Origin of the sequence: Phaeodactylibacter sp. (assembly GCF_040219495.1) — a bacterium.
Lineage (GTDB): Bacteria > Bacteroidota > Bacteroidia > Chitinophagales > Saprospiraceae > Phaeodactylibacter.
In genome coordinates, this window is record NZ_JAVJSK010000126.1 from 25679 (window position 1) to 46442 (window position 20764).

Genomic DNA, 20764 nt, shown 5'->3' on the forward strand with positions numbered 1-20764 from the left:
AATTATTCGGTATAGGAATCATAAACAGACATCAGGCGGATAGGCGGCCAGCCCTCTGCCGGTGGCTCCGGCAAGGTCAGCTGTACCGTTTTAGGCTCGCCGGGGCACAGGTCAAAAAAGTTGTCAGAAAAGTTGCCCGCCACGCCCTCCAGGCTGAGGTGCAGCCCCCTGACCAGAACTTCAGACTGCAGGTGCACCGTCAACTGAGCGCCGGAAGGCTCCACTGTATAACGGACTTTGGGTTGGGGCAGATTTAGGGACCGGGCGGGTACCAGATAAGCGGTTTGATCGTAGGCTACTGCACCTCCATCTGCCAATTGTAAACGCAGCCAAAGTCCCGCAGGGTCATAGGAATCAGCGGCTTCTTTCAAATAGTCGAGTTCAAGCGAGATTTTGCCATTGGGCTTCACCGTAATCCTCTTTTCTTCGAGCAACAGGCGTTCCCCCTTCAGCCGGTACAGCCCTACGATGAAGCGCAGGTGCTTTTCTTCAGGTAAGTCAGAAACGACAGTGGCTATCCATTCTTCCGTCTCGGTTTCCAGCACTACCAACAGTGGGCTAAAAGCCTGACGAACAGCATAGTGCAGCGCCTTCCACTGGCCATAGTAGTCGATGCCCGACCAGGAAGCCACCGGCCAGCAGTCGTTGAGTTGCCAGTACAGCGTGCCCATGCAGAAAGGCTTGGCTTTGCGGTGCGCCTCTATGGCGATCCGGATACCTTCAGCCTGTAACAATTGGCTGAGGTACAGGAAAGACTCGAAATCTTTGGGCGCCCGATAGTGCTCCAGTAAGTACTTCCGGATGATCCCGTTGCCCCTCGGGTGCTTTTGGTGCAATTGCATCACCGGCGATTCTATCGACCAGTCTTCAGGTTCAGCGTAGCGTTTGACGGAGTCCAATAAAGGGAACGACTGAAAGCCATACTCGCTCATAAAGCGGGGCACCGCCCATTTGTAGGTCGAAAACGGGGCCTCCTCGTGCCAGACGCCCCAGTAGTGGACATCCCCTTCGCTGTAGTTTTCGTGATCCGAATAGTCATAGATGGGCGAAGAAGGCAGGTAATCCCGCGTAGCGTCATGCTCAAAGACCAGCTCCGGCAGCACCGCTTCAAATAACCGCTCATAGTCAGAGGCCATCAACCGGCAGTTTTCTTCGTTGTAGCCGTATTCTTCCTGCCAGCCCCAGTACTGCCAACCTACCGCAATTTCATTGTTGCCGCACCAAAGGGCTAAACTGGGGTGCCCCTTCAAGCGGTGGATATTATACAGTGCCTCTTCCTTCACATTTTCGATAAAACCAGGGTCGCCGGGGTACATCGTACAGGCAAACATAAAATCCTGCCAGACCATAATACCGTACTCATCGGCCAGGTCGTAGAACAGGTCGGCTTCGTAAATGCCACCGCCCCATACGCGCACCATATTCATATTGGCCGCAGCCATATCCTCAAAGACCTTACGGTAATGGGCCTCAGTGGGCCGGTCCAGAAAACTGTCCTGCGGGATATAATTTGCTCCTTTGGCAAAAATAGGCTGCCCGTTCACTTCAAAATAAAAGCTGTGCCCTTCCTTATCTGCTTCCCGGACCAATTTTATGGTGCACAAGCCAAAGCGCCCGCTTTTCTGGTCCACCGGCACCGCTGCATGCTTCAATTGCCAGTCCAGATCATAAAGCACCGGGTTGCCCCAGGTCCGGGGCCACCACTGCGCTGCCACCTCCAGCTCCACCTCAAAAGTGATCTTGTTTTCGCCTGCCTCCAGGTAAATGGGGCGCTCAAACTGCCAACGCCCCTGAGCGATATCGAGGGACAGGGTATAATCGCCCGCAACAACAGCTTCAACAACCACTTCTGCCAAGGCTATACCGCCCTGCGCTGTGAGCGACTTTGTGACCAAATTAGCCGTCTTTAGCCGCGCCAGGTCAAAACTCAACCATTCTACCGGGCGCCAGACACCTGAAGTGACAAAACGAGGGCCCCAGTCCCATCCGTAGTGATAGGGGGCCTTACGGGTAAATACGCTCAATTTTTCCTCAGCATGGTCATTGCCGGCCGGATAGGTAAAACCGGCGGCTTCGGCCTGTGCCTTTACCTCCCGGATGGGCGACCTGAAACGGATCCGCAATTCATTCGGTCCTGCTTTCAGGAAAGTCTTCACATCCACTTCGTAGCCCAGGAACATATTGTACCCTTCCAGCAAAAGTTGATCATTCAGAAACACCTCAGCGTAAGTGTCCAGCCCGTAGAAAATCAGCAACTGCTGTTGCAGGCTTAGCCGGTTGGCTTCAACCTCAAACACCATTTTATACTCCCAGTCCTCTTTTTCAATCCACTGCAGGTCTGCTTCGTGGGCTCTGTAAAAGGGGTCCGGAATAATGCCATGCCGGAGCAAGTCAGAGAAATTGTTGCCGGGCACCTTTGCAGGCAGCCATTCCTTGTCTCCCGCTTTTCGGAAGGCCCAATTTTGAAGCAAAAGGGAGCGCTCAATGGTTGGCGTTGCTTCGGGAACTGTTCTTTGGTGATGACTAGCGTGCGACATAGCGTAAATAAGAGTTAGTACACTTTACCTGAAGAACCGTCGGAGCAATTCGTTTGGGCTTTCGTGCATAGCTTGATGATAATGAGCAATGAAATTAACAAAAAAAGCCAAAAACAGCAATAAAGCGCATTTTTTTTGCCGACTTAAACACAAACCCGCACAAACAAGAAAAAAAATGCAACTTTTTTATTTACTTTAGTCCTGACTAACCGGTAGCCCTGATGACCAAACCGCGCAATGAGCTGCCGCAATAATTGGACTATGCTAAAGGAAGAACGGCAGAGCATGATTTTGGAAATCATCAATCTGCGCAACAAAATTAAATCCACGGAACTGAGCGAACACCTCAGCGTTTCGGAAGATACCGTGCGGCGGGACCTCCGTGAGCTGGCAGAAGGCGGCTTCATCAAGAAAGTCCACGGTGGTGCCCTGGCCAACCCCAAAACCCCGGAAGCCGTGTACCGGCAGAACGGCACGCCCAGCCCGGAGGCCACGCTGATTGCTCAGAAAGCCACTACGCTGCTCCGGGAAGGCATGGTCCTACTTATCGATGGCGGCCCCGTCACCCTCGCACTTATTGATCAGTTGCCGGCAGAGCTGACGCTTTCAATATTCACCAATTCAATTGCCGCAGCAGACCGCATGGCGACGTTGCCCAACGTGCACACTTATTTACTTGGGGGCAAAGTAACTGGCCGCAACCGACTGACCAGCGGCATTGAGGTCATTCGGGCCATAGAAGAGCTTCACGCCGACCTTTGCCTCATCAATGCTTCCAGTTTGCACGAAACCATAGGCCTGACGAGCAGCAACCGCGACCTCGCCATCGTCAAAAAAGCCATGATTGCATCTGCTGCCCGGGCCGCTATCTGCTGCCCTTCTGAGCACCTGGGGCAAATACAACCCTTTAAGGTTGCTAAAACCACTGGATTTTCCACCCTAATCACCGATTTGATGCCGGAGGATGCCCCACTTGCCGGCCTGATCAGTCAGGAACTACATATTCTATAATTCAAAAGTGACCACCTCATGCTAAGAAAACCGCAGCTGGTTCGGCAATACCTGCAAGTTCTCAAAATGGTGCTGTTGTTTTGTACCCTGTACACTGCCAGTCACGCACAATCTCCATCAGACTGGGTCAATCCTTTTATTGGCACGTCTAACTTTGGCGCCACCCATCCCGGCGCGCAGTACCCCCACGCGCTGGCATCCGTAACCCCCTTTAACGTGGCTTACGGCACAGATTCAGAGAACCCCACTAAAAAGGATGCCGGCTGGAATTCCCGGTCTTACATTCAGGAGAATGGCTTCCTCACCGGCTTTAGCCATGCCAATCTTAGTGGCGTGGGTTGCCCGGAGCTGGGCGTCCTGTTGCTAATGCCCACAACTGGTGAGCGCAACTTCGACCCCGCCACCTACGGCAGCACCTACCGTGAGGAAGAAGCCTCGCCCGGCTATTACAGCTGCCAACTGGATAAATACGATGTACAGGCAGAAGTCAGCAGCACCCTGCGTACAGGCATCAGCCGGTACACCTTTCCTGCCGGTGAATCCCATGTTTTACTTAATCTTGGGCTCGGCCTGACCAACGAGACCGGCGGTATGGTCAAGATCAACTCACCACAGGAAGTGGAGGGCTACCGCATGATCGGCACTTTTTGCTACAACCCGGAAGACGTGCGCCCGGTCTATTTCGTAGCCCGGTTGAGCCGCCCGGCACAGTCTTTTGGTACCTGGAAGAAAATGCCGGCTTATCAGGGCCCCGAAGGCGAATGGACGAAGTACAATAATACCTGGAAACCCTACGAAGAATTCATGCAGGAAATGGCCGGGGACGATATTGGTGCGTACTTTTCTTTTGACACAGAAGCGGGGGAAGTGATCGAGGTCAAGCTGGGCATTTCCTACGTCAGTATTGAGAATGCCCGGGCCAATCTGGAAGCCGAGCAGCCAGGCTTCGACTTTGAGCGGGTCAGGCAAGCCAGCAAAACCCGTTGGGATGACCTGCTGGGGCGGGCGCAGGTGAAAGGCACCGACGAGCAAAAGACCCTATTCTACACGGCACTCTACCACAGCCTCATCCACCCCAATATCCTGCAGGATGTGAATGGGGAGTACCCCCTGATGGGGCAGCCCGGAGTCGGTAAAATGGAAAACGGGCGCAACCGGTATACGGTATTTTCGCTATGGGATACCTACCGGAATGTACATCCCCTGCTCAGCCTGCTTTACCCGGACCTACAGGAAGAAATGGTGCAAACGATGGTCGATATGTACGAGGAAAACGGCTGGCTGCCTAAATGGGAATTACTCGGAATGGAAACCAATGTTATGGTTGGTGACCCCGGTACCCCGGTAATTGCAGACACCTATCTGCGGGGTATTAGAGGATTTGATATTGAAAAGGCTTATACAGCAGCCTGGAAAGCGGCCACCACGCCTGAAAAAGAAAATGCCCTTCGACCTGATTTTGATGCCTATGCGGACCTCGGTTATATCCCGATGGATGGGGAAGACCTATATGGCGGCAGCGTCTCTACGGCATTGGAATATTACCTCTCAGACTGGACACTTGCTCAGCTGGCCAAAGCGCTAGGCAAAACGGAAAATGCCAAAATACTGGAAAACCGGGCAAAGGGCTACCTCAACTACCTGGACCCCGAAACGGGGATGCTACGGCCGAAATATGCCAATGGGCAGTTCTATGAAAATTTTGACCCGGAAGAAGGAAAAAACTTCGAGCCGGTAACCGGATTTGTGGAAGGTACAGCCTGGCAATACCGGTTTTACGTGCCCCACGATATCCCTTTCCTCATCGATACGCTGGGCGGCGGTGCTGCATTTGTGGAGGCTTTGTCCACCTGCTTTGCAGAGGAGCAGTACGATGTTGCCAATGAGCCGGACATCACTTACCCTTTCCTTTACAACTATGTGCCCGGAGCCGAATGGCGCACGCAGCAACAGGTGCTGGACATCATCGAACAGCACTATACCAATACGCCCGGCGGCATTCCCGGCAATGACGACACCGGCACCTTGTCTACCTGGCTCGCATTCAGCATGATGGGCATCTACCCGGTCTGCCCGGCCGATATGGACTACGCCCTGTTCACCCCTGTCCTCGAAGAGGTCCGCCTGCAGCTGCACCCAGACTATTACCCGGGGCAGGAATTCATCATACAGGCGCCCCGGAAAGAAAAGGGCGCCATTTATATCCAAAAAGCCCGCTACAGGGGTCAGCCGCTCAACCGACTGTTCTTAAGCCATCAAGAGCTGACCGAAGGAGGCACTCTGCAAATGGAACTGACTACCAAACCAAAAAAGAAAAAATGATGCGAAGTTTATACGTAATAGTAGCTGTACTAGCCCTGCACACCGGCCTGAAGGCACAACAACATGACCTGTACACATTCAATCCCCGTCAGTACGTCTGCCAGTATGTGGATACCCCGCTGGAGATCGACGGCAAGTTGGAGGAAAAAGCCTGGAAGCAAGCCCCGTCAACCGACAAATTCATTGATATTGAAGGTACGATCAAGCCCCTGCCCTACTACGATACACAGGTTAAAATGCTCTGGGACTCGCAGTATTTCTACATTGCCGTAGAGCTTGAAGAACCTCACCTCTGGGCTACCTACGACCAAAGAGACATGGTCATTTTTCATGAAAACGACTTTGAGGTCTTTATCGACCCGGACGGTGACACTCACCACTATTATGAACTGGAAATCAATGCCCTGGGGACTATTTGGGACCTCATTCTCACCCGGCCATACCGCGATGGCGGGCAGCCCATTGATGCATGGGACATCAGGGGGCTCCAATCGGGCGTGCACCTGAACGGCACGCTCAACAACCCAGATGACGAAGATAAGAGCTGGACCGTAGAACTGGCTTTACCCTGGTCAGTACTGGAAGAGCTGGCTCCCCATCCCGGGCCACCAAACGACCAGGAAATCTGGCGGGTCAATTTTTCCAGAGTACAGTGGCAAACTGAAGCCAATGGCAAAGGGTATCAAAAGAAAACAGACCCTGCTACTGGTGCTCCCTACCCGGAGCACAACTGGGTCTGGTCGCCTCAGGGCGCTATTGCCATGCATCAGCCGGAAACCTGGGGGCTCGTACAGTTTTCCAATACGCCCCCGGGCAAGCGCATCCGCTTCAACGGGCAGCCCAATCTGGAAGCCATCCGCTGGCAATTGCGGCAGCTCTACTACAAGCAAAACGACTGGCACGAAACCCACGGGGCTTACACCGACGACCCGAGTCAGCTGGGCCTGGCGGGAGAACCCATTACAGTCATCGCCGGAGCCGATTACTTTATCGCCCTTTACGAGCTCGGTGACCTCAAGGTACGCATCCGTGAAGACGGCAAGATTGACCAGATCCATCCAACTGAAGCACAAGAATAAGCGAACTTTCATCAAACACCCCGGTGCAGGTGCACTTGCAGCGGACAACGTCAGCAACCTCGTCAATGGCAAGCTGGTGCTCAACCCCAAGGCCTAAGTATAAAAAACAAGCCACGGATGCAACAACCACCATACATTGAAGTACCCGACTCTGAAGGCGCCTGCTGGGGCGGCTGGCCGGCTATTGGCCACGCTCTGCAGCAACACCTGCAGCGGATGGGCAAAGTTAAAACCATACTTGCCGTGGAATGCTACCCCGGCACCTATGCCAATATTGACATGGGGTTTCTGAAATCTGCGCTGTCGCCCAATGTGGTCTGCCGGGCAGAAGACCTCTTTCTGGAAGAGAATGATATCCGACAGCGCATTGGGGCAGCTTTTGCCAAAAGCCCAAGAGCGGATGCCAACCTGCCTACCACAGTGGCCTCCTACTTTGACCCGCAGAAGCTGTCCTCCATTCAGGAAACCATCGCAGCAATCGAAACCGGTGTCATTCTTGTCCACGGTGTAGGTGCTCATTTGGTAGCTACGCCCGATGTGCTCGTCTACTCTGATGTATCACGGTACGAGCTCATACAGCGGCTAAGGCGCAAGGATATCACCAATATTGGTGTGGACAACCGCGAACTGAGCCACCCCTTGCAATATGCCTGGAGCTACTTTATTGACTGGCCCCTGGGCGACCATATCAAACAGGAACTATTGCCGAACTGCGACTATGTCCTGGAGACCAACAACTGGCAACGCCCCAAAATGGTGGAAGGCGATGCCCTCAGGCGCGGCTTTGAGCTCGCTCTGCAGCAGCCGCTTTCGCCCTCGCCCTTCTTCGACCCTGAGCTTTGGGACGGGCAAGGCAACAGGAACAATCCCGGCGAGCTGAGCGTCAATTTCCACCTCCGGATGGAAGAAGACAATCTCTTGTTTAAAATTTGTGATCAGCTTCTGGAGACACCGGTCGTCAATTTGCTGTTCTGCCATTCTTCCAGGCTCCTCGGGCCAGAGATCCGGGACACTTACGGGGACCGGTTGCCTTTCTATATTCAGTTTTTTGACCACCTGCAGCAGCAGCTCCATGATATCAACTACTACCCTACTCCGGCGGCTATGGTGGAACACTTTGGGAAAACAGCCCGGCATCAGGACTATTACTACGCCGTTAAAGCCCGAAAAAATGCGACGCTCCTGGCAGGCGGGCAGGCAGGGACTGCCCAAGAGCAAACGGTAGCTCTTAATTTACAAGAAATGCCTTCGGAGAAACGCTGGAGCACACTGCTACAAGCCCTGCCGGTTAAACAGGGAGCGGTGGTCGCCATACCCTCCGGGATGCTACACAGTACAGGCACCGGCTGCCAGCTTCTGAATATCGGTATAGCTACGCCCTTTTTCCGGCAGCAACTGATCAGCAAGAAAACCGGTCAGCAACCGCATTTATCCATTCCGGCGGCACCGGCTGCCCTCCCTCTTCAAAGCCTGCCGCCGCAGTCCGGTCTTACTCAATCGCTTGATGCCGAGCCCTATGAAGATCACTTCCTGCGGCTGCACCAACTCCCGGGCGGTACGCAATTAACACTGCCCGGTACTGGTAAAGTACGTGCCATTTGCATAGCGGAAGGGCAAACCGCCCAGCTGAACTACGGGCAAGGGCAAACCTACCAACTACAGTTTGGGCAAGTGGTGCTCCTGCCAGCCATGCTTGAGCAGATTACCTGGAACGCGACGAAGGGAACCCAGGCTGTTTTGATCGAAATCCGGCCGGGGCAGACTTAGAGCGTGTTGGGACTTTAATAATCGGTTTGCTTATACTTCGTCCCGAAAATCCTCATTTAACTCCGGTTTTCGTACCTCGTCTAACCAAAAAAATGTTAGTTTCCGACTAGAAGACAAAAGTCCCAACACGCTTAAGAGATGCTATATTTGGAGCACCTCTACGTTGCAAATCACCTCCAAACATACCCTAAACCACCAACGCGTACTTTTCTTCCCGTTCCAGGTAGTAGCGGGCATTTTCTGCCACCACAATGTCCAATGGCAAATATTGAATAGGCTCCACCTTTTTATCAAATATTAATTTTTGCACCAAGCTGGTCAGGCTCAGATAGCCCTGCTCTACCGGGTTTTGGTTGATCAGAAACTGAATGGCTCCTTTTTGGAGATAGGCAATATTTTCCGGCAGCAGGTCGAAGCCAACTATGCGCATATCCTTCAGGGCTTCCGGCCCCAAAGCGTCGATGATCTTATAAGCGCGGGAGTTGGTCACGAAAAAACCCTTGAGTTCGGGCTGCGCCTGCAGAAGGTCAAGCAGGAACGCCCGGAGTGCGGCTTTGTCTTCAAACTCTTCAAACACGACTTTCTCTACCCGGTTGCTACCGCCCAGCCCCTGAGTTTCAAAGTAGTCTTCCAGCCCCCGGGCTTTATCACTAAGGTGCTTCGCATTGGCAGGCTCTTTGCTCAGATTGACCACCGCCACCCGGTCGGACTGCCCCATGCTAAAGCTCAGCAGTTTGCCCGCCAGCACCCCACTTTGGTAAGAGTTTTGGCCGACGTAGGTCAGTACGTTCTCACCGGAAAGCTCGGTATTGAACAAAGACACGGTAATGCCCCGGCAGGCACACTCCTGCAGCAGTTCATTGGCCGCTTTCAGGAAGACTGGCGGGAAGACAATAGCCTCCGGTTTAGCCTTAAGGGCAATTGCCGCCTTTTTGGCAAAATCAGCCTGATCAAATAGGTTGAAATAAAAGGGTTCGAGCTCCACCCCGTAATGCCGGACAGACTGCCAGGCCTTTTCCACCCCGGTATTGGGAAGCTCCCAATAAGGGTCAATAGAGGGGTCAGGCAATAACAGCGCAATGTGCAACACCCGGCGGGTGGCCAGCGTACGGGCAATGATATTAGGTTCGTAGCCCAACTCTTCCATGACCGATTTCACTTTGGCCCGTTTTTCAGGCGAAACGTTGCCCCGGTTATGTATAACACGGTCTACAGTCCCCGTCGAGACCTTTGCCTTTTCAGCAATGTCTTTGATTCGAATTCGTTTTCCCATTGATCCTTTTAGATTGTTGCCTTTCTTAGAGCTTGTTAGGATTTCAGCCTCGCGCGCGTTCGCTCCAAAAGCAAAATCCCAATAAGCGCTTACAAATTCACAATGCGGCAACCGCATGTCCAACAGCCGGATGAGTAGGCATAGCTGCTATAATACGTATAAAATTGGACATGTGTCCGAACACAGCGTTAAAATATTTCAAATTACTCGCATAATAGTAGAAAAAATTATACTTTTGATAATGAAAGCATAATTTTGTCAAAGCACCGCTCTCGAAGCAGGAGCGATAATCAATCATTATCTTGAGCATACTAGCGCTAGGTGTAGACATCGGGGGGACAAGTACCAAGCTGAGCCTGGTAGACCGTACCGGGGCTATTTTAAAGCGTGCGGCTTTTCCAACACAGGGGCATACCGCAACCGGTTATCAGGATGCGCTGGTGGATGCCGTTGAGCAATTATTGCAGTCTGCCCCCTACCCGCTGGAAGGTATTGGTGTAGGTGCCCCTGGCTGTGACCCGGTTACCGGGTACATCAGCTATGCGGTCAACCTTCCTTTTTCGGCTCCTTTCCCTATCCGGGATTTTTTATCAGAAAGACTGTGTGCGCACACAGTCTTAGTCAAAGACTCCACTGCCGCAGCATTAGGAGAAAAGATGTGGGGCGGCGCCCGGCAAATGGAGAATTTTGTACTCGTATCGCTGGGCACCGGGTTGGGCAGTGCTTTTTATATCAATGACAAAATAGTAGCAGGCGGGCACGGACTGGCCAGCGAAATGGGGCATACCATTGCTGTCCCAAACGGGCGTAAATGCTTTTGCGGGCGCAACGGCTGCCTGGAAACCTACGCCTCAGCGACCGGCCTGCGCAGGACCTGCCAGGAATTGATGGGACAGGAGATCCTTCCCAGTGCTTTGCGGGAACTGCCACAATCGGCGCTTACCGCAAGAGTCATCGTGCAGGCTGCAGGAGCGGGCGACCCCCTTGCGCAAATGGCACTGGAAAACCTGGCCCGCTGCCTGGGGCATGCCCTGGCATCAGTAGTCCTTCAGCTCGACCCGGAAGGTATTTTTTTATCGGGCGGGCTTTCCAATGCCGGGCCCATGCTGGCCGAACGCGTAGCGTACCACATGGATGAGCAACTGCTTCCTGCTTTTCGGAGTAAAGTCCCTGTGGAAGTTTCCTGGCTGGGAGCCGATAATGCTGGTACTCTGGGCGCAGCAGCACAAGTCTACCTGGGCTTACCTGTACTATGAAAAGACACAAGCAAAAAATCTAAATAGAAAATCCAAGTTCACTTATGAGGAATTTCCTGAAATACCAGTTACGATCTGTAGAAAAGATGCCAACTAAAGTCTGGCCTAAAGCTACGGATGGCTCCGTTCATGCAGCAAAGTCTATTGCCCTGGCAATCCGGCAGCGGCAGCAGGAAAACAAGCACATTGTACTGGGGCTGGCGACCGGCTCCTCTCCTATTCAGGTGTACCGGGAGCTGGTGCGCATGCACAAAGAAGAAGACCTTAGCTTTGAGAATGTCATCACCTTCAACCTTGATGAATACTATCCCATGCTGCCCGACGCTCGTCAGAGCTACGTGCGCTTCATGAATGAACACCTTTTTGATCATATCGACATCAAGCGCAAGAACGTCCACATCCCGGACGGCACGCTGGATATGGACGAAGTAGAAGCCTACTGCGAGGAGTATGAACGCAAAATTAAGTACTATGGCGGCATCGATATACAGCTGCTCGGTATTGGCCGGACTGGCCACATTGGGTTCAACGAGCCGGGCTCCTGGGAGAACTCCGTTACCCGGATGGTGCGCCTCGATGCCCTGACCCGCAGAGATGCCGCCAAAGACTTCGACCGGGAGGAGAACATCCCCTACCGGGCCATTACGATGGGGATTAAGACGATTATGGACGCCCGGAAGATCTTCCTCCTTGGCTGGGGGCAGCACAAAGCCGCTGTGCTCCAAAAAGCAATAGAGGGAGAGGTTACGCCAAATATCCCTTCCACCTTTCTTCAGAAGCACCCTGATGTGAGCGTTCATCTCGACTATGGCGCGGCCGAGCTGCTAACTCGTTTTGAAGCCCCCTGGCTGGTCGGGATTTGCAACTGGGACGAAGACCTCATCTGCAAGGCGGTCATCTGGTTATCCAGGCAAACACAAAAGCCTATCCTCAAACTCACCACTGAGGACTACGCAGAGAATGGGCTGAGCGACCTGACCATTGAGCATGCATCAGCCTACAACATCAACATCCGGATATTCAACCGCCTGCAGCATACCATTACAGGCTGGCCGGGAGGCAAACCCAATGCGGATGACACGACAAGGCCGGAGCGCAAGTCGCCTTCCCAAAAGCGCGTCATTATCTTTAGCCCTCACCCCGATGACGACGTCATCTCGATGGGCGGTACTTTCCAGCGTTTGGTCGATCAGGGGCACGAAGTACACGTTGCCTATCAGACCTCCGGGAATATTGCTGTGCACGACCATCATGCCCGTCATTTCCTGGAATTCTGCCTGGAGCTGATGGACGCCGAAAAAGAGGACTACCAAGGGCTCGAAACCCGGGTGAAGCAGATGTTGAAACAGGTAATTACCAAAGACGCCGAGGAAGTCGCCGCCCGGGAAACCCGCCTGGTGAAGGGGCTCGTCAGAAGAGGGGAAGCCAGAGCCGGCGCAAGGCTCTGCGGCCTGCCCGACGAACACATCCACTTCCTGGACATGCCTTTCTACGAAACCGGCCGCACCCGGAAAAAGCCGCTTGGTGACCAGGATATTCAGATCATTGTAGATTTGATGCAGGATATCAAGCCCCATCAGGTCTATGCAGCGGGCGACCTTGCAGACCCGCATGGCACGCACGCCACCTGCCTCGATGCTATCTTCCAGGCTTACGACCTGGTAAAAGGAGAAGACTGGGCCCGGGATGCCTGGCTATGGCTGTACCGCGGGGCCTGGCACGAGTGGCCCGTTCACGAAATCGAAATGGCCGTACCGGTCAGCCCGGTGGAGCTGCTCAAGAAGCGGGATGCCATCTTTATGCACCAATCGCAAAAGGACCGGCCGCCCTTCCCGGGCAATGATACCCGGGAGTTCTGGCAGCGTGCCGAAGACCGAAATAAATACCTGGCCAACGAGTACCGCTCACTGGGCCTGGCAGAATACGAAGCGATGGAAGCTTTCAGCCGCTGGAAATTTGACTGGCAAACATCCGGGAAGCCTTCCTATGCCCCAAAAGCCGCTTCAAAGCCCACTCCCAAAGGGGAAAAGGCAAAAGCTAAGGCCTAAGGGTATGTTGGCTTATATTAGAATTTAAGTTTCATACACTATTTTTCAGGGAGGAAGGCCGTACGCCTTCCTTCTTTTGTAATTTGGCTGGACGAAACCAAAAAATAAATTTCATGCAACGTATTTTTATCATTTGTATTACGCTTTTTGCGCTGACCCTGACGACGGTATCTACTGCCAATGCACAGGATGATAAGAGCCAGGAACGTACTGCGACAGAAAAGAAGAAAAAAGACAAACGCAAAGCCTTGCGCGAACGTATGAATAGCATCCCTCAGGAGCGTTTAGCGGAAGACGTGATCATCCCACAGCCCAATTTGGCTAAGTCCGATAAAGGCAGGTCGGTTATCATAGGGGCTGATACGGAAATCGAATTTGACGCCTCGGATAAAGCCCTGGCTACCGCAGTGGGGCACCTGGAAAGATGGCTGGCCAGTCAGCGCCTGCAGCCCGTTCCTGATGGCCAGGAAAAGACCACCCTCCAAATTCGTATCGTTGACTCCCTGGACCAGAAAGAAGCCTACCGGCTTCGGGTTTCGCAAAAAGGCATTGCCCTTTCGGGCTCTGATGCGGCAGGGGTGTTTTATGGCATTCAAAGCCTGATCCAACTCAGCAAGCCATGGGAAAGAAAGCAGGTGCGCCTGGTCGAAATCCCCTACTCGATTATTCAGGATAAGCCAGCTTTTGCTTACCGGGGCATGCACCTGGATGTGGGGCGGCACATGTTCCCGGTAGCCGCTGTGAAGTCGTACATCGACATGCTGGCGCGGTATAAAATGAACCGTTTCCACTGGCACCTGACCGAAGACCAGGGCTGGCGCATTGAAATCAAGCAATACCCGAAGCTGCAGGAAGTAGCCGCTTACCGCAAGGAGACCCTCAAAGGGCATTACAGCGATCAGCCCCAGCAGTTTGATGGCAAACGCTATGGCGGATATTACACGCAGGAAGAAGTGAAGGAAATCGTCCGGTACGCCCAGGAGCGGTTCATCACCGTTATTCCGGAAATTGAATTGCCGGGGCATGCACAGGCAGCCATTGCTGCGTACCCGGAGCTTGGCTGTACCGACAAGCCGGTGGAAGTGGCAACCAAATGGGGCATTTTTGAGAATGTGTATTGCCCCTCAGAGGCGACCTTCACTTTCCTGGAGAATGTGTTGACGGAAGTCATGGCGTTGTTCCCCAGCGAGTACATCCATATCGGTGGGGATGAGTGCCCCAAAACCCAGTGGGAAGAAAGCAAGCTCTGCCAGCAAATCATCAAAGCTGAGGGCCTTAAGGACGAACACGAGCTACAGTCTTGGTTCATCCAACGCATTGAGCAATTCCTGAATGCCAAAGGCCGTCAAATCATCGGATGGGACGAAATTCTGGAGGGCGGCCTGGCCCCCAATGCCACTGTTATGAGCTGGCGGGGCGAAGCTGGCGGGATAGAAGCTGCCAAACAGGGCCATGATGTCGTCATGACCCCCACGACATACTGCTACTTTGACTACTACCAGTCTAATCATCCGGATGAACCATTAGCTATCGGCGGGTACCTGCCCCTGGACAAAGTGTACAATTACCACCCGGTGCCGGAAGAACTGACCGAAGAAGAGGCCCGGCACATCCTGGGTGCACAGGGCAACGTCTGGACAGAGTACATCCCCACCCCATCCAAATTGCAGTATATGGCCTACCCCAGAATGCAGGCCTTGTCAGAAGTGGTCTGGTCTGGCAAACGCAAACCCGGCTACACGGACTTCATCAAGCGCCTGAGCTACCACCTGGACTGGATGGAGAACGAGGGCATTAATGCTGCGAACCACATTTACGATGTAGACTTGAAAGTCATCGGTGGACAGGGCGAGCCTTTGAAGATCGCAGTAAGCAATCCTGTAGGCGAAGGGCGGTTCAGCCTTAAGAAATCGCCGGCTACGGGGCAGTTCGATTTCACTTATCTTTCCCCCTTTGAGCCGGAGTACGGAACGTACACCGCGCAGTGCTATGTGAAAGGGGTAGCAACCGGCCGCCCGGCTTCCATCACCTTCAACCCGCACCTGGCAGCAGGTCAAAAACTGACCCTGGAAACCGAAGCCCACCCCAAATACAACGGAGCGCAGCCACAGGTGGTGCTCAACGGCATCAATGGCAGTGATGAGCGCTACGGCGACGCCGAATGGCTGGGGCTGGAAGGGCAGGACTTCACCGGCACCATCGAATGGTCCCGTAAGCAATGGGTAACGAAAGCTACCCTACGGTTCTTCCACAGCCCGGGGCAGTGGGTTTACGCTCCTAAGCGGGTCAAAATCAGCACCTGGGATGAAGCCAAAAACACCTGGGAAACGCTAGGTACGACCGAGGTTACTGCCCCCAATGGCAAGATTGCCGAAGTGGAGCTGAACCTCGGTAAAACGACCACCTCTAAGGTTCGCGTAGAGATTGAAAACCACGGCAAAATCGAAGCCGGCGAGCAGGGTGCCGGGCATGAGGCCTGGCTCTTTGTAGACGAAATCAGGATAGATTAATGATACGGGCTGGCCGGCATTTCCCGGTCAGCCCTACTTTTACAAAACGAAACCAACGTACACGACTTATGAATCTCGCAGGACTAGACTGGGCTATTATCGGTGCCTTCTTCGTGATCTCTTTGGCCATAGGGCTTATTGTTTCCCGTCAGTCGGGAAAAAATTATAAAGAATTCTTCCTCTCCGGAAGAGGTATGCCCTGGTGGCTGCTCGGCATCTCCATGGTGGCGACCACCTTCTCCGCGGATACCCCCAACCTGGTAACTGATATTGTCCGCAACAACGGCATAGCCGGCAACTGGGTATGGTGGGCTTTCCTGCTAACGGGTATGCTCACCGTTTTCGTTTATGCCAGGCTCTGGCGGCGGTCGGGTATTATGACGGATCTTGAATTCTACGAATTGCGCTATCATGGCAAAACGGCAGCATTCCTGCGGGGCTTCCGCGCCATCTATCTGGGCGTTTTTTTCAATATCATGATCATGGCGACCGTCACCCTGGCGGCCATCAAAATAGGTGGCGTGATGCTGGGGCTCAGCCCACTACAAACGGTGCTCATTGCCTCGACAGTGACCGTGGTGTATACCTCTCTGGGGGGGCTACGCGGGGTAATCCTCACGGATTTTTTCCAGTTCATCCTCGCTATGGCAGGTATCATCTGGGCCGCGGTAGTCATCGTCAACCTACCCGAAGTTGGCGGATTGGAAAAGCTGTTCGCCCACGAGGAGGTCCGCACCAAACTGCACCTGCTGCCGGACTTCAACGACAGCAGTCAGTTAATCCCGCTGTTCATCCTTCCCCTGGCAATTCAGTGGTGGAGCGTTTGGTACCCGGGGGCAGAGCCCGGTGGCGGTGGCTACATCGTACAACGGATGCTTTCTGCCAAAGACGAAAAAAATGCCATGGGCGCGACTCTGCTCTTCAATATTGCCCACTATGCACTGCGCCCCTGGCCCTGGATTTTGATTGCCCTGGCCTCTATTGTCGTCTTTCCGGACCTGGAATCGCTCCGTCAGGCTTTCCCGAATATCAATGAGCAGGTTGTTAAGGACGACTTGGCCTTTCCGGCTATGCTGACCTATCTGCCCAGCGGGCTGTTGGGGCTGGTGATCGCCTCGCTCATCGCTGCCTTCATGTCTACCCTGTCCACGCACCTCAACTGGGGGGCTTCCTACATCGTCCACGATTTTTACCGGCGGTTCATCAACAAAGACGCCTCCGATAAAGCCCTGGTCCGCCTCGGCCGCTGGTCTACGCTGGGCCTGATGGTGCTGACAGCCTTGTTTGCACTGGTCCTCGAGAATGCGCTGCAAGCGTTTAATATCCTGCTGCAAATTGGAGCGGGCACCGGGCTTATTTTTATTTTGCGGTGGTTCTGGTGGCGCATCAATGCGTTCAGTGAAATCACGGCCATGGTGGTTTCCTTCCTGATGGCCATTTACCTGGAAATCCTGCACCCGGGAGAACTAGCCAGTCATACAAAATTAGTGCTGGGCGTAGGCGTGACGACTGTGAGCTGGATACTGGCCACCTTCCTTACTCCGCCCACCGACCACAAGACCCTGCTGTCTTTCTACCAGTTGATCAAGCCTTCTCCCGGTGGATGGCGGCCAGTGATTGAGCGCGGCAAAACGGAAGGGGAGCTCACCGAAGCGGAGGTGATACCCGGGCAGCTGCCGATGGAGCTGGCGGCAATGGTCATTGCCTGTTTCACCGTTTACGCCGCCTTGTTTGCGACAGGGTTCTGGATCTACGGCAACACCAACTCTGCAATTATTTCCACTGTTGTAGCAGTCGGGGGCACAACGCTGATCCTGCTGCTCTGGCGCCGCCTCAACGCGATACGCCATAACAAAGTGGTATAAGAGCATGTTGGTTGATGCATAGAGGGGACGGCATTACCTGCTGCACAATCCTGCCCAGGCTAGCAACCTGCGCGGATCAACATGCCCCCAAGTGTGGGTGAAGGCGTAGGTGAGAAATACGCTCCTCGCTTAACCCTTGCTGCTGTTCATTTACAGCCAACCGTGCAATATGTTATTCACACTTACAAGGATAGGATTTCCCGATTCAAAAAAACATTCCTATTTTGGGTGCAAACCAATAAACCCTTGACCTAACATGGCCAACGTCGTTTCCCACAGCCTTTTTACCGAATTTGACATTCATCTTTTCCGTAGCGGCACGCATTTCAAGCTCTACGAAAAGCTCGGCAGCCACCCGATGGAGGTCGATGGGCAAGCCGGTACCTATTTTGCCGTTTGGGCCCCTAATGCCCAATCCGTCTCCGTTATCGGAAATTTCAACTACTGGAACCGTGATAGCCATGCGCTCATGCCGCGTTGGGATGGGTCGGGTATCTGGGAAGGGTTCGTCCCCGGTATCGGTAAGGGCGAACTATACAAATATCATATTCACGCTAAGGATGGGCGGCACCTCGAAAAGGGAGATCCCTTTGCACTGTTTTGGGAAATTCCGCCCAATACCGCTTCCGTTATTTGGGACCTCGACGGCTATAACTGGCAGGACAAAGCCTGGATGGAGAAGCGCAAAGACCTCTCCGGCCTCGACAAGCCTTACTCAGTTTATGAGGTACACATGGGCACCTGGAAAAAGACCCACGGTGGCTTGCGCAGCCTGAGCTATAAAGAAATGGCCGATGAGATGGTCAGCTACGTTAAAGAGATGGGTTTCACCCATGTGGAATTCCTTCCGGTCAATGAGCACCCCTATTTCCCTAGCTGGGGCTACCAAATTACCGGGTACTTTGCACCAACAAGCCGGTACGGCACGCCACAGGAGTTCATGCACCTGGTGGATGCTTTCCATCAGGCGGGTATTGGGGTCATCCTCGACTGGGTACCTTCTCACTTCCCCACAGATGCTCACGGTCTGGCCGATTTTGACGGTACACACCTTTACGACCACGCTGATCCCCGCAAAGGGTTCCATCCCGACTGGAAAAGTGCGATCTTCAACTACGGGCGGCACGAGGTGAAGGCGTTCCTGATTTCCAATGCCCTGTTCTGGCTTGAACATTACCACATTGACGGCCTTCGGGTAGATGCGGTGGCGTCTATGCTGTACCTCGACTATTCCCGGGAAGAAGGCGAATGGATACCGAATATCCACGGGGGCAACGAAAACCTGGAAGCCATTGACTTCCTCAAGGAGTTTAATGAGGCCGTTTATAAAGATTTCCCGGATGCCATCACCATTGCTGAGGAATCCACCGCCTGGACGGGCGTTTCCCGCCCCACCTTCGATGGCGGGTTAGGCTTTGGCCAAAAGTGGATGATGGGCTGGATGCACGACACGCTTAACTATTTCAAGCATGACTCTATCCACCGGCAGTATCACCATGGTGAAATCACCTTTAGCCTGGTGTATGCATTCAGCGAAAACTTTATGCTCCCGCTTTCGCACGATGAAGTCGTGCACGGCAAAGGCTCCATCATTGACCGCATGCCCGGTGACGAATGGCAGAAGTTTGCCAACCTGCGCCTGATGTATGGCTATATGTTTACCCACCCTGGTACGCAGCTCCTGTTTATGGGAGATGAGTTTGGGCAAACCAGCGAATGGAACATCGAAAAAGGGCTGGAATGGTGGCTGACCGAGTTTGAATTCCACAAAGGCACACAATCCTGGATCAAGGCGCTGAATGGCTATTACCGCAACACGCCGGCGCTTCACCAAAAGCAATTCAGCCCGGAGGGTTTCCAGTGGATTGACCACAACGATAACCAGAACAGTACCATTTCCTACCTCCGCTTTGGAGAGGACCCTGATAATCCGGTTGCCGTCATTTGCAACTTCACGCCCGTCGCGCGACAGGGATACAAGATCGGGCTCCCTCAGCATGGCAACTGGAAAGAGGTCCTGAACAGTGATGACAAGGCCTACGGGGGCACCGGTGACCACCATAATACCAAGTTGATCAAAACCACACAGGAAACCTACCACGGCCGGCCTTACTGTGCGGAGGTTAACCTCCCCCCCCTTGGCATCCTGGTGCTTGAGCTTGAGAAAGCCATTGCTCCAAAACGTGCCACCAAAGCCGTCAGCAAGAAAGCGCCTGCAAAAACTGCTTCAAAGCCGAGAGCCACGAAGAAGGCACCCAAAAAAGTAAAAGCGAAATAAACTTGGTCCCGCCTGGGTTGCTGTAACTTAATCTTCCGGCGGGAAAAGGAACTGCCCGTTTTCCCGGTCCCATTTCAGCGCAATCTGCTCCTGGCGCAGGCGATCGAATGCCGGACAGGCTAATTGTTCTTCCGGGCTGGCGGAATCTCCACAGTAGTAAAACCGCTTTCCGGTAAATACAGAAGCGGTGAGGGTGGTGCCCCGCTGTGGTAAATCCAGCAGGACCGGCATGGCTTCTTCCAGAGTGTGCGCCTCCTCGGCGTAGTCCAGTTCTAAAAAGTCAAAGACAGACAGCGCCCCAAGGGTGTGCTCTGTCCAGTCGTACTGATCCGGGTGCTCCGGGCGGAGGAAGTGGTATTCCTGGGTAGCGCCCACCCCATCGTATGCCCTTTTGCTAACGGCGATCATGGGGTTGCCGTTGGCCAGGCGAAAGAGGACAACCTGTACGTGATAGGTGCCGCCACCGGTGCCTTCGTCAATGATTTCGATGAAGCCGTTCCTGAGATCGACCGTTGCTTCAAGCTCCATCTCCAGAGGGGACTCCGCCATCCATTTATTCCCCTTTTGGGTTAGCTCATAGGGGCTGTTGTAGGGAGGCTCAAGGCTGCGGTAATAGTCCAGGACGTTCTTCCGCTTGTCCGTTTCAGCTCCAGGAGCTTCATCGGTTGGCGGTGAGGAGGCCTCGGGCTGCTCCTGAATGACTTCGGCCGTATCTGCGCCGGCAGCAGGTGCTTTTCCCACATCCTGACCTGTTCCTCCTGAGCAGGCTATAAGGGCAAAACTCAGGAATGCCCAGGTTATAATTCTCATTGAAAGAT

The 20764-nt window shown here is 53.6% G+C and carries 13 protein-coding genes; 10 read left to right on the forward strand and 3 right to left on the reverse strand.

Annotation, left to right across the window (positions count from 1 at the left end; all coding sequences use genetic code 11):
- Positions 1 to 2: 2 nt before the first annotated feature.
- Entirely contained in the window at positions 3 to 2537 is a 2535-nt protein-coding gene (locus RIC19_RS20120) for a beta-mannosidase (RefSeq protein ID WP_350180161.1), read from the reverse strand.
- Between the two features lie 261 nt (positions 2538 to 2798).
- On the opposite strand from RIC19_RS20120, the gene RIC19_RS20125 reads away from it, so the two are divergent.
- From RIC19_RS20125 to RIC19_RS20145, 5 genes are read left to right on the forward strand one after another with little or no spacing between them, the layout of a single operon-like run.
- On the forward strand, positions 2799 to 3548 hold the full coding sequence (locus RIC19_RS20125; protein ID WP_350180162.1) for a DeoR/GlpR family DNA-binding transcription regulator: 750 nt from the start codon (positions 2799 to 2801) through the stop codon (positions 3546 to 3548).
- Between the two features lie 18 nt (positions 3549 to 3566).
- On the forward strand, positions 3567 to 5870 hold the full coding sequence (locus RIC19_RS20130) for a GH92 family glycosyl hydrolase (RefSeq protein WP_350180163.1): 2304 nt from the start codon (positions 3567 to 3569) through the stop codon (positions 5868 to 5870).
- Positions 5867 to 6949: a carbohydrate-binding family 9-like protein gene (locus tag RIC19_RS20135; RefSeq protein WP_350180164.1), complete on the forward strand. Its 1083-nt coding sequence runs from the start codon at positions 5867 to 5869 to the stop codon at positions 6947 to 6949. The genes RIC19_RS20130 and RIC19_RS20135 overlap by 4 nt, the downstream gene beginning before the upstream one ends.
- Positions 6915 to 7046, forward strand: coding sequence for a hypothetical protein (locus RIC19_RS20140; protein WP_350180165.1), 132 nt, complete (start codon positions 6915 to 6917; stop codon positions 7044 to 7046). The genes RIC19_RS20135 and RIC19_RS20140 overlap by 35 nt, the downstream gene beginning before the upstream one ends.
- A gap of 20 nt (positions 7047 to 7066) precedes the next feature.
- A complete protein-coding gene (locus tag RIC19_RS20145) occupies positions 7067 to 8716 on the forward strand; it encodes a DUF8485 domain-containing protein (protein ID WP_350180166.1) in 1650 nt (549 codons plus the stop codon).
- A gap of 187 nt (positions 8717 to 8903) precedes the next feature.
- Here RIC19_RS20145 and RIC19_RS20150 read toward each other — a convergent pair whose 3' ends face one another.
- A complete protein-coding gene (locus RIC19_RS20150) occupies positions 8904 to 9989 on the reverse strand; it encodes a substrate-binding domain-containing protein (RefSeq protein WP_350180167.1) in 1086 nt (361 codons plus the stop codon).
- A gap of 302 nt (positions 9990 to 10291) precedes the next feature.
- On the opposite strand from RIC19_RS20150, the gene RIC19_RS20155 reads away from it, so the two are divergent.
- The 5 genes from RIC19_RS20155 (at position 10292) to glgB (ending at position 19946) form a co-directional block, all read left to right on the forward strand.
- Positions 10292 to 11245: an ROK family protein gene (locus tag RIC19_RS20155; RefSeq protein ID WP_350180168.1), complete on the forward strand. Its 954-nt coding sequence runs from the start codon at positions 10292 to 10294 to the stop codon at positions 11243 to 11245.
- A gap of 44 nt (positions 11246 to 11289) precedes the next feature.
- Positions 11290 to 13293: a glucosamine-6-phosphate deaminase gene (gene nagB / locus RIC19_RS20160; RefSeq protein WP_350180169.1), complete on the forward strand. Its 2004-nt coding sequence runs from the start codon at positions 11290 to 11292 to the stop codon at positions 13291 to 13293.
- Positions 13294 to 13406: 113 nt separating this feature from the next.
- A complete protein-coding gene (locus RIC19_RS20165; RefSeq protein WP_350180170.1) occupies positions 13407 to 15803 on the forward strand; it encodes a beta-N-acetylhexosaminidase in 2397 nt (798 codons plus the stop codon).
- A gap of 68 nt (positions 15804 to 15871) precedes the next feature.
- On the forward strand, positions 15872 to 17668 hold the full coding sequence (locus tag RIC19_RS20170; protein WP_350180171.1) for a sodium:solute symporter family protein: 1797 nt from the start codon (positions 15872 to 15874) through the stop codon (positions 17666 to 17668).
- A 256-nt stretch (positions 17669 to 17924) separates the two neighbouring features.
- Positions 17925 to 19946, forward strand: a complete 2022-nt coding sequence (gene glgB, locus RIC19_RS20175; protein ID WP_350180172.1) for a 1,4-alpha-glucan branching protein GlgB — start codon at positions 17925 to 17927, stop codon at positions 19944 to 19946.
- A gap of 27 nt (positions 19947 to 19973) precedes the next feature.
- Here glgB and RIC19_RS20180 read toward each other — a convergent pair whose 3' ends face one another.
- Positions 19974 to 20756, reverse strand: coding sequence for a hypothetical protein (locus RIC19_RS20180; protein ID WP_350180173.1), 783 nt, complete (start codon positions 20754 to 20756; stop codon positions 19974 to 19976).
- Between the last annotated feature and the right edge of the window lie 8 nt (positions 20757 to 20764).

Bases quoted from the DNA above. Each gene is read 5' to 3' on its own strand.
- RIC19_RS20120 (WP_350180161.1), bottom strand. From the start codon at position 2,537: ATGTCGCACGCTAGTCATCACCAAAGAACAGTTCCCGAAGCAACGCCA.
- RIC19_RS20125 (WP_350180162.1), top strand. From the start codon at position 2,799: ATGCTAAAGGAAGAACGGCAGAGCATGATTTTGGAAATCATCAATCTG.
- RIC19_RS20130 (WP_350180163.1), top strand. From the start codon at position 3,567: ATGCTAAGAAAACCGCAGCTGGTTCGGCAATACCTGCAAGTTCTCAAA.
- RIC19_RS20135 (WP_350180164.1), top strand. From the start codon at position 5,867: ATGATGCGAAGTTTATACGTAATAGTAGCTGTACTAGCCCTGCACACC.
- RIC19_RS20145 (WP_350180166.1), top strand. From the start codon at position 7,067: ATGCAACAACCACCATACATTGAAGTACCCGACTCTGAAGGCGCCTGC.
- RIC19_RS20150 (WP_350180167.1), bottom strand. From the start codon at position 9,989: ATGGGAAAACGAATTCGAATCAAAGACATTGCTGAAAAGGCAAAGGTC.
- nagB (WP_350180169.1), top strand. From the start codon at position 11,290: ATGAGGAATTTCCTGAAATACCAGTTACGATCTGTAGAAAAGATGCCA.
- RIC19_RS20165 (WP_350180170.1), top strand. From the start codon at position 13,407: ATGCAACGTATTTTTATCATTTGTATTACGCTTTTTGCGCTGACCCTG.
- RIC19_RS20170 (WP_350180171.1), top strand. From the start codon at position 15,872: ATGAATCTCGCAGGACTAGACTGGGCTATTATCGGTGCCTTCTTCGTG.
- glgB (WP_350180172.1), top strand. From the start codon at position 17,925: ATGGCCAACGTCGTTTCCCACAGCCTTTTTACCGAATTTGACATTCAT.
- RIC19_RS20180 (WP_350180173.1), bottom strand. From the start codon at position 20,756: ATGAGAATTATAACCTGGGCATTCCTGAGTTTTGCCCTTATAGCCTGC.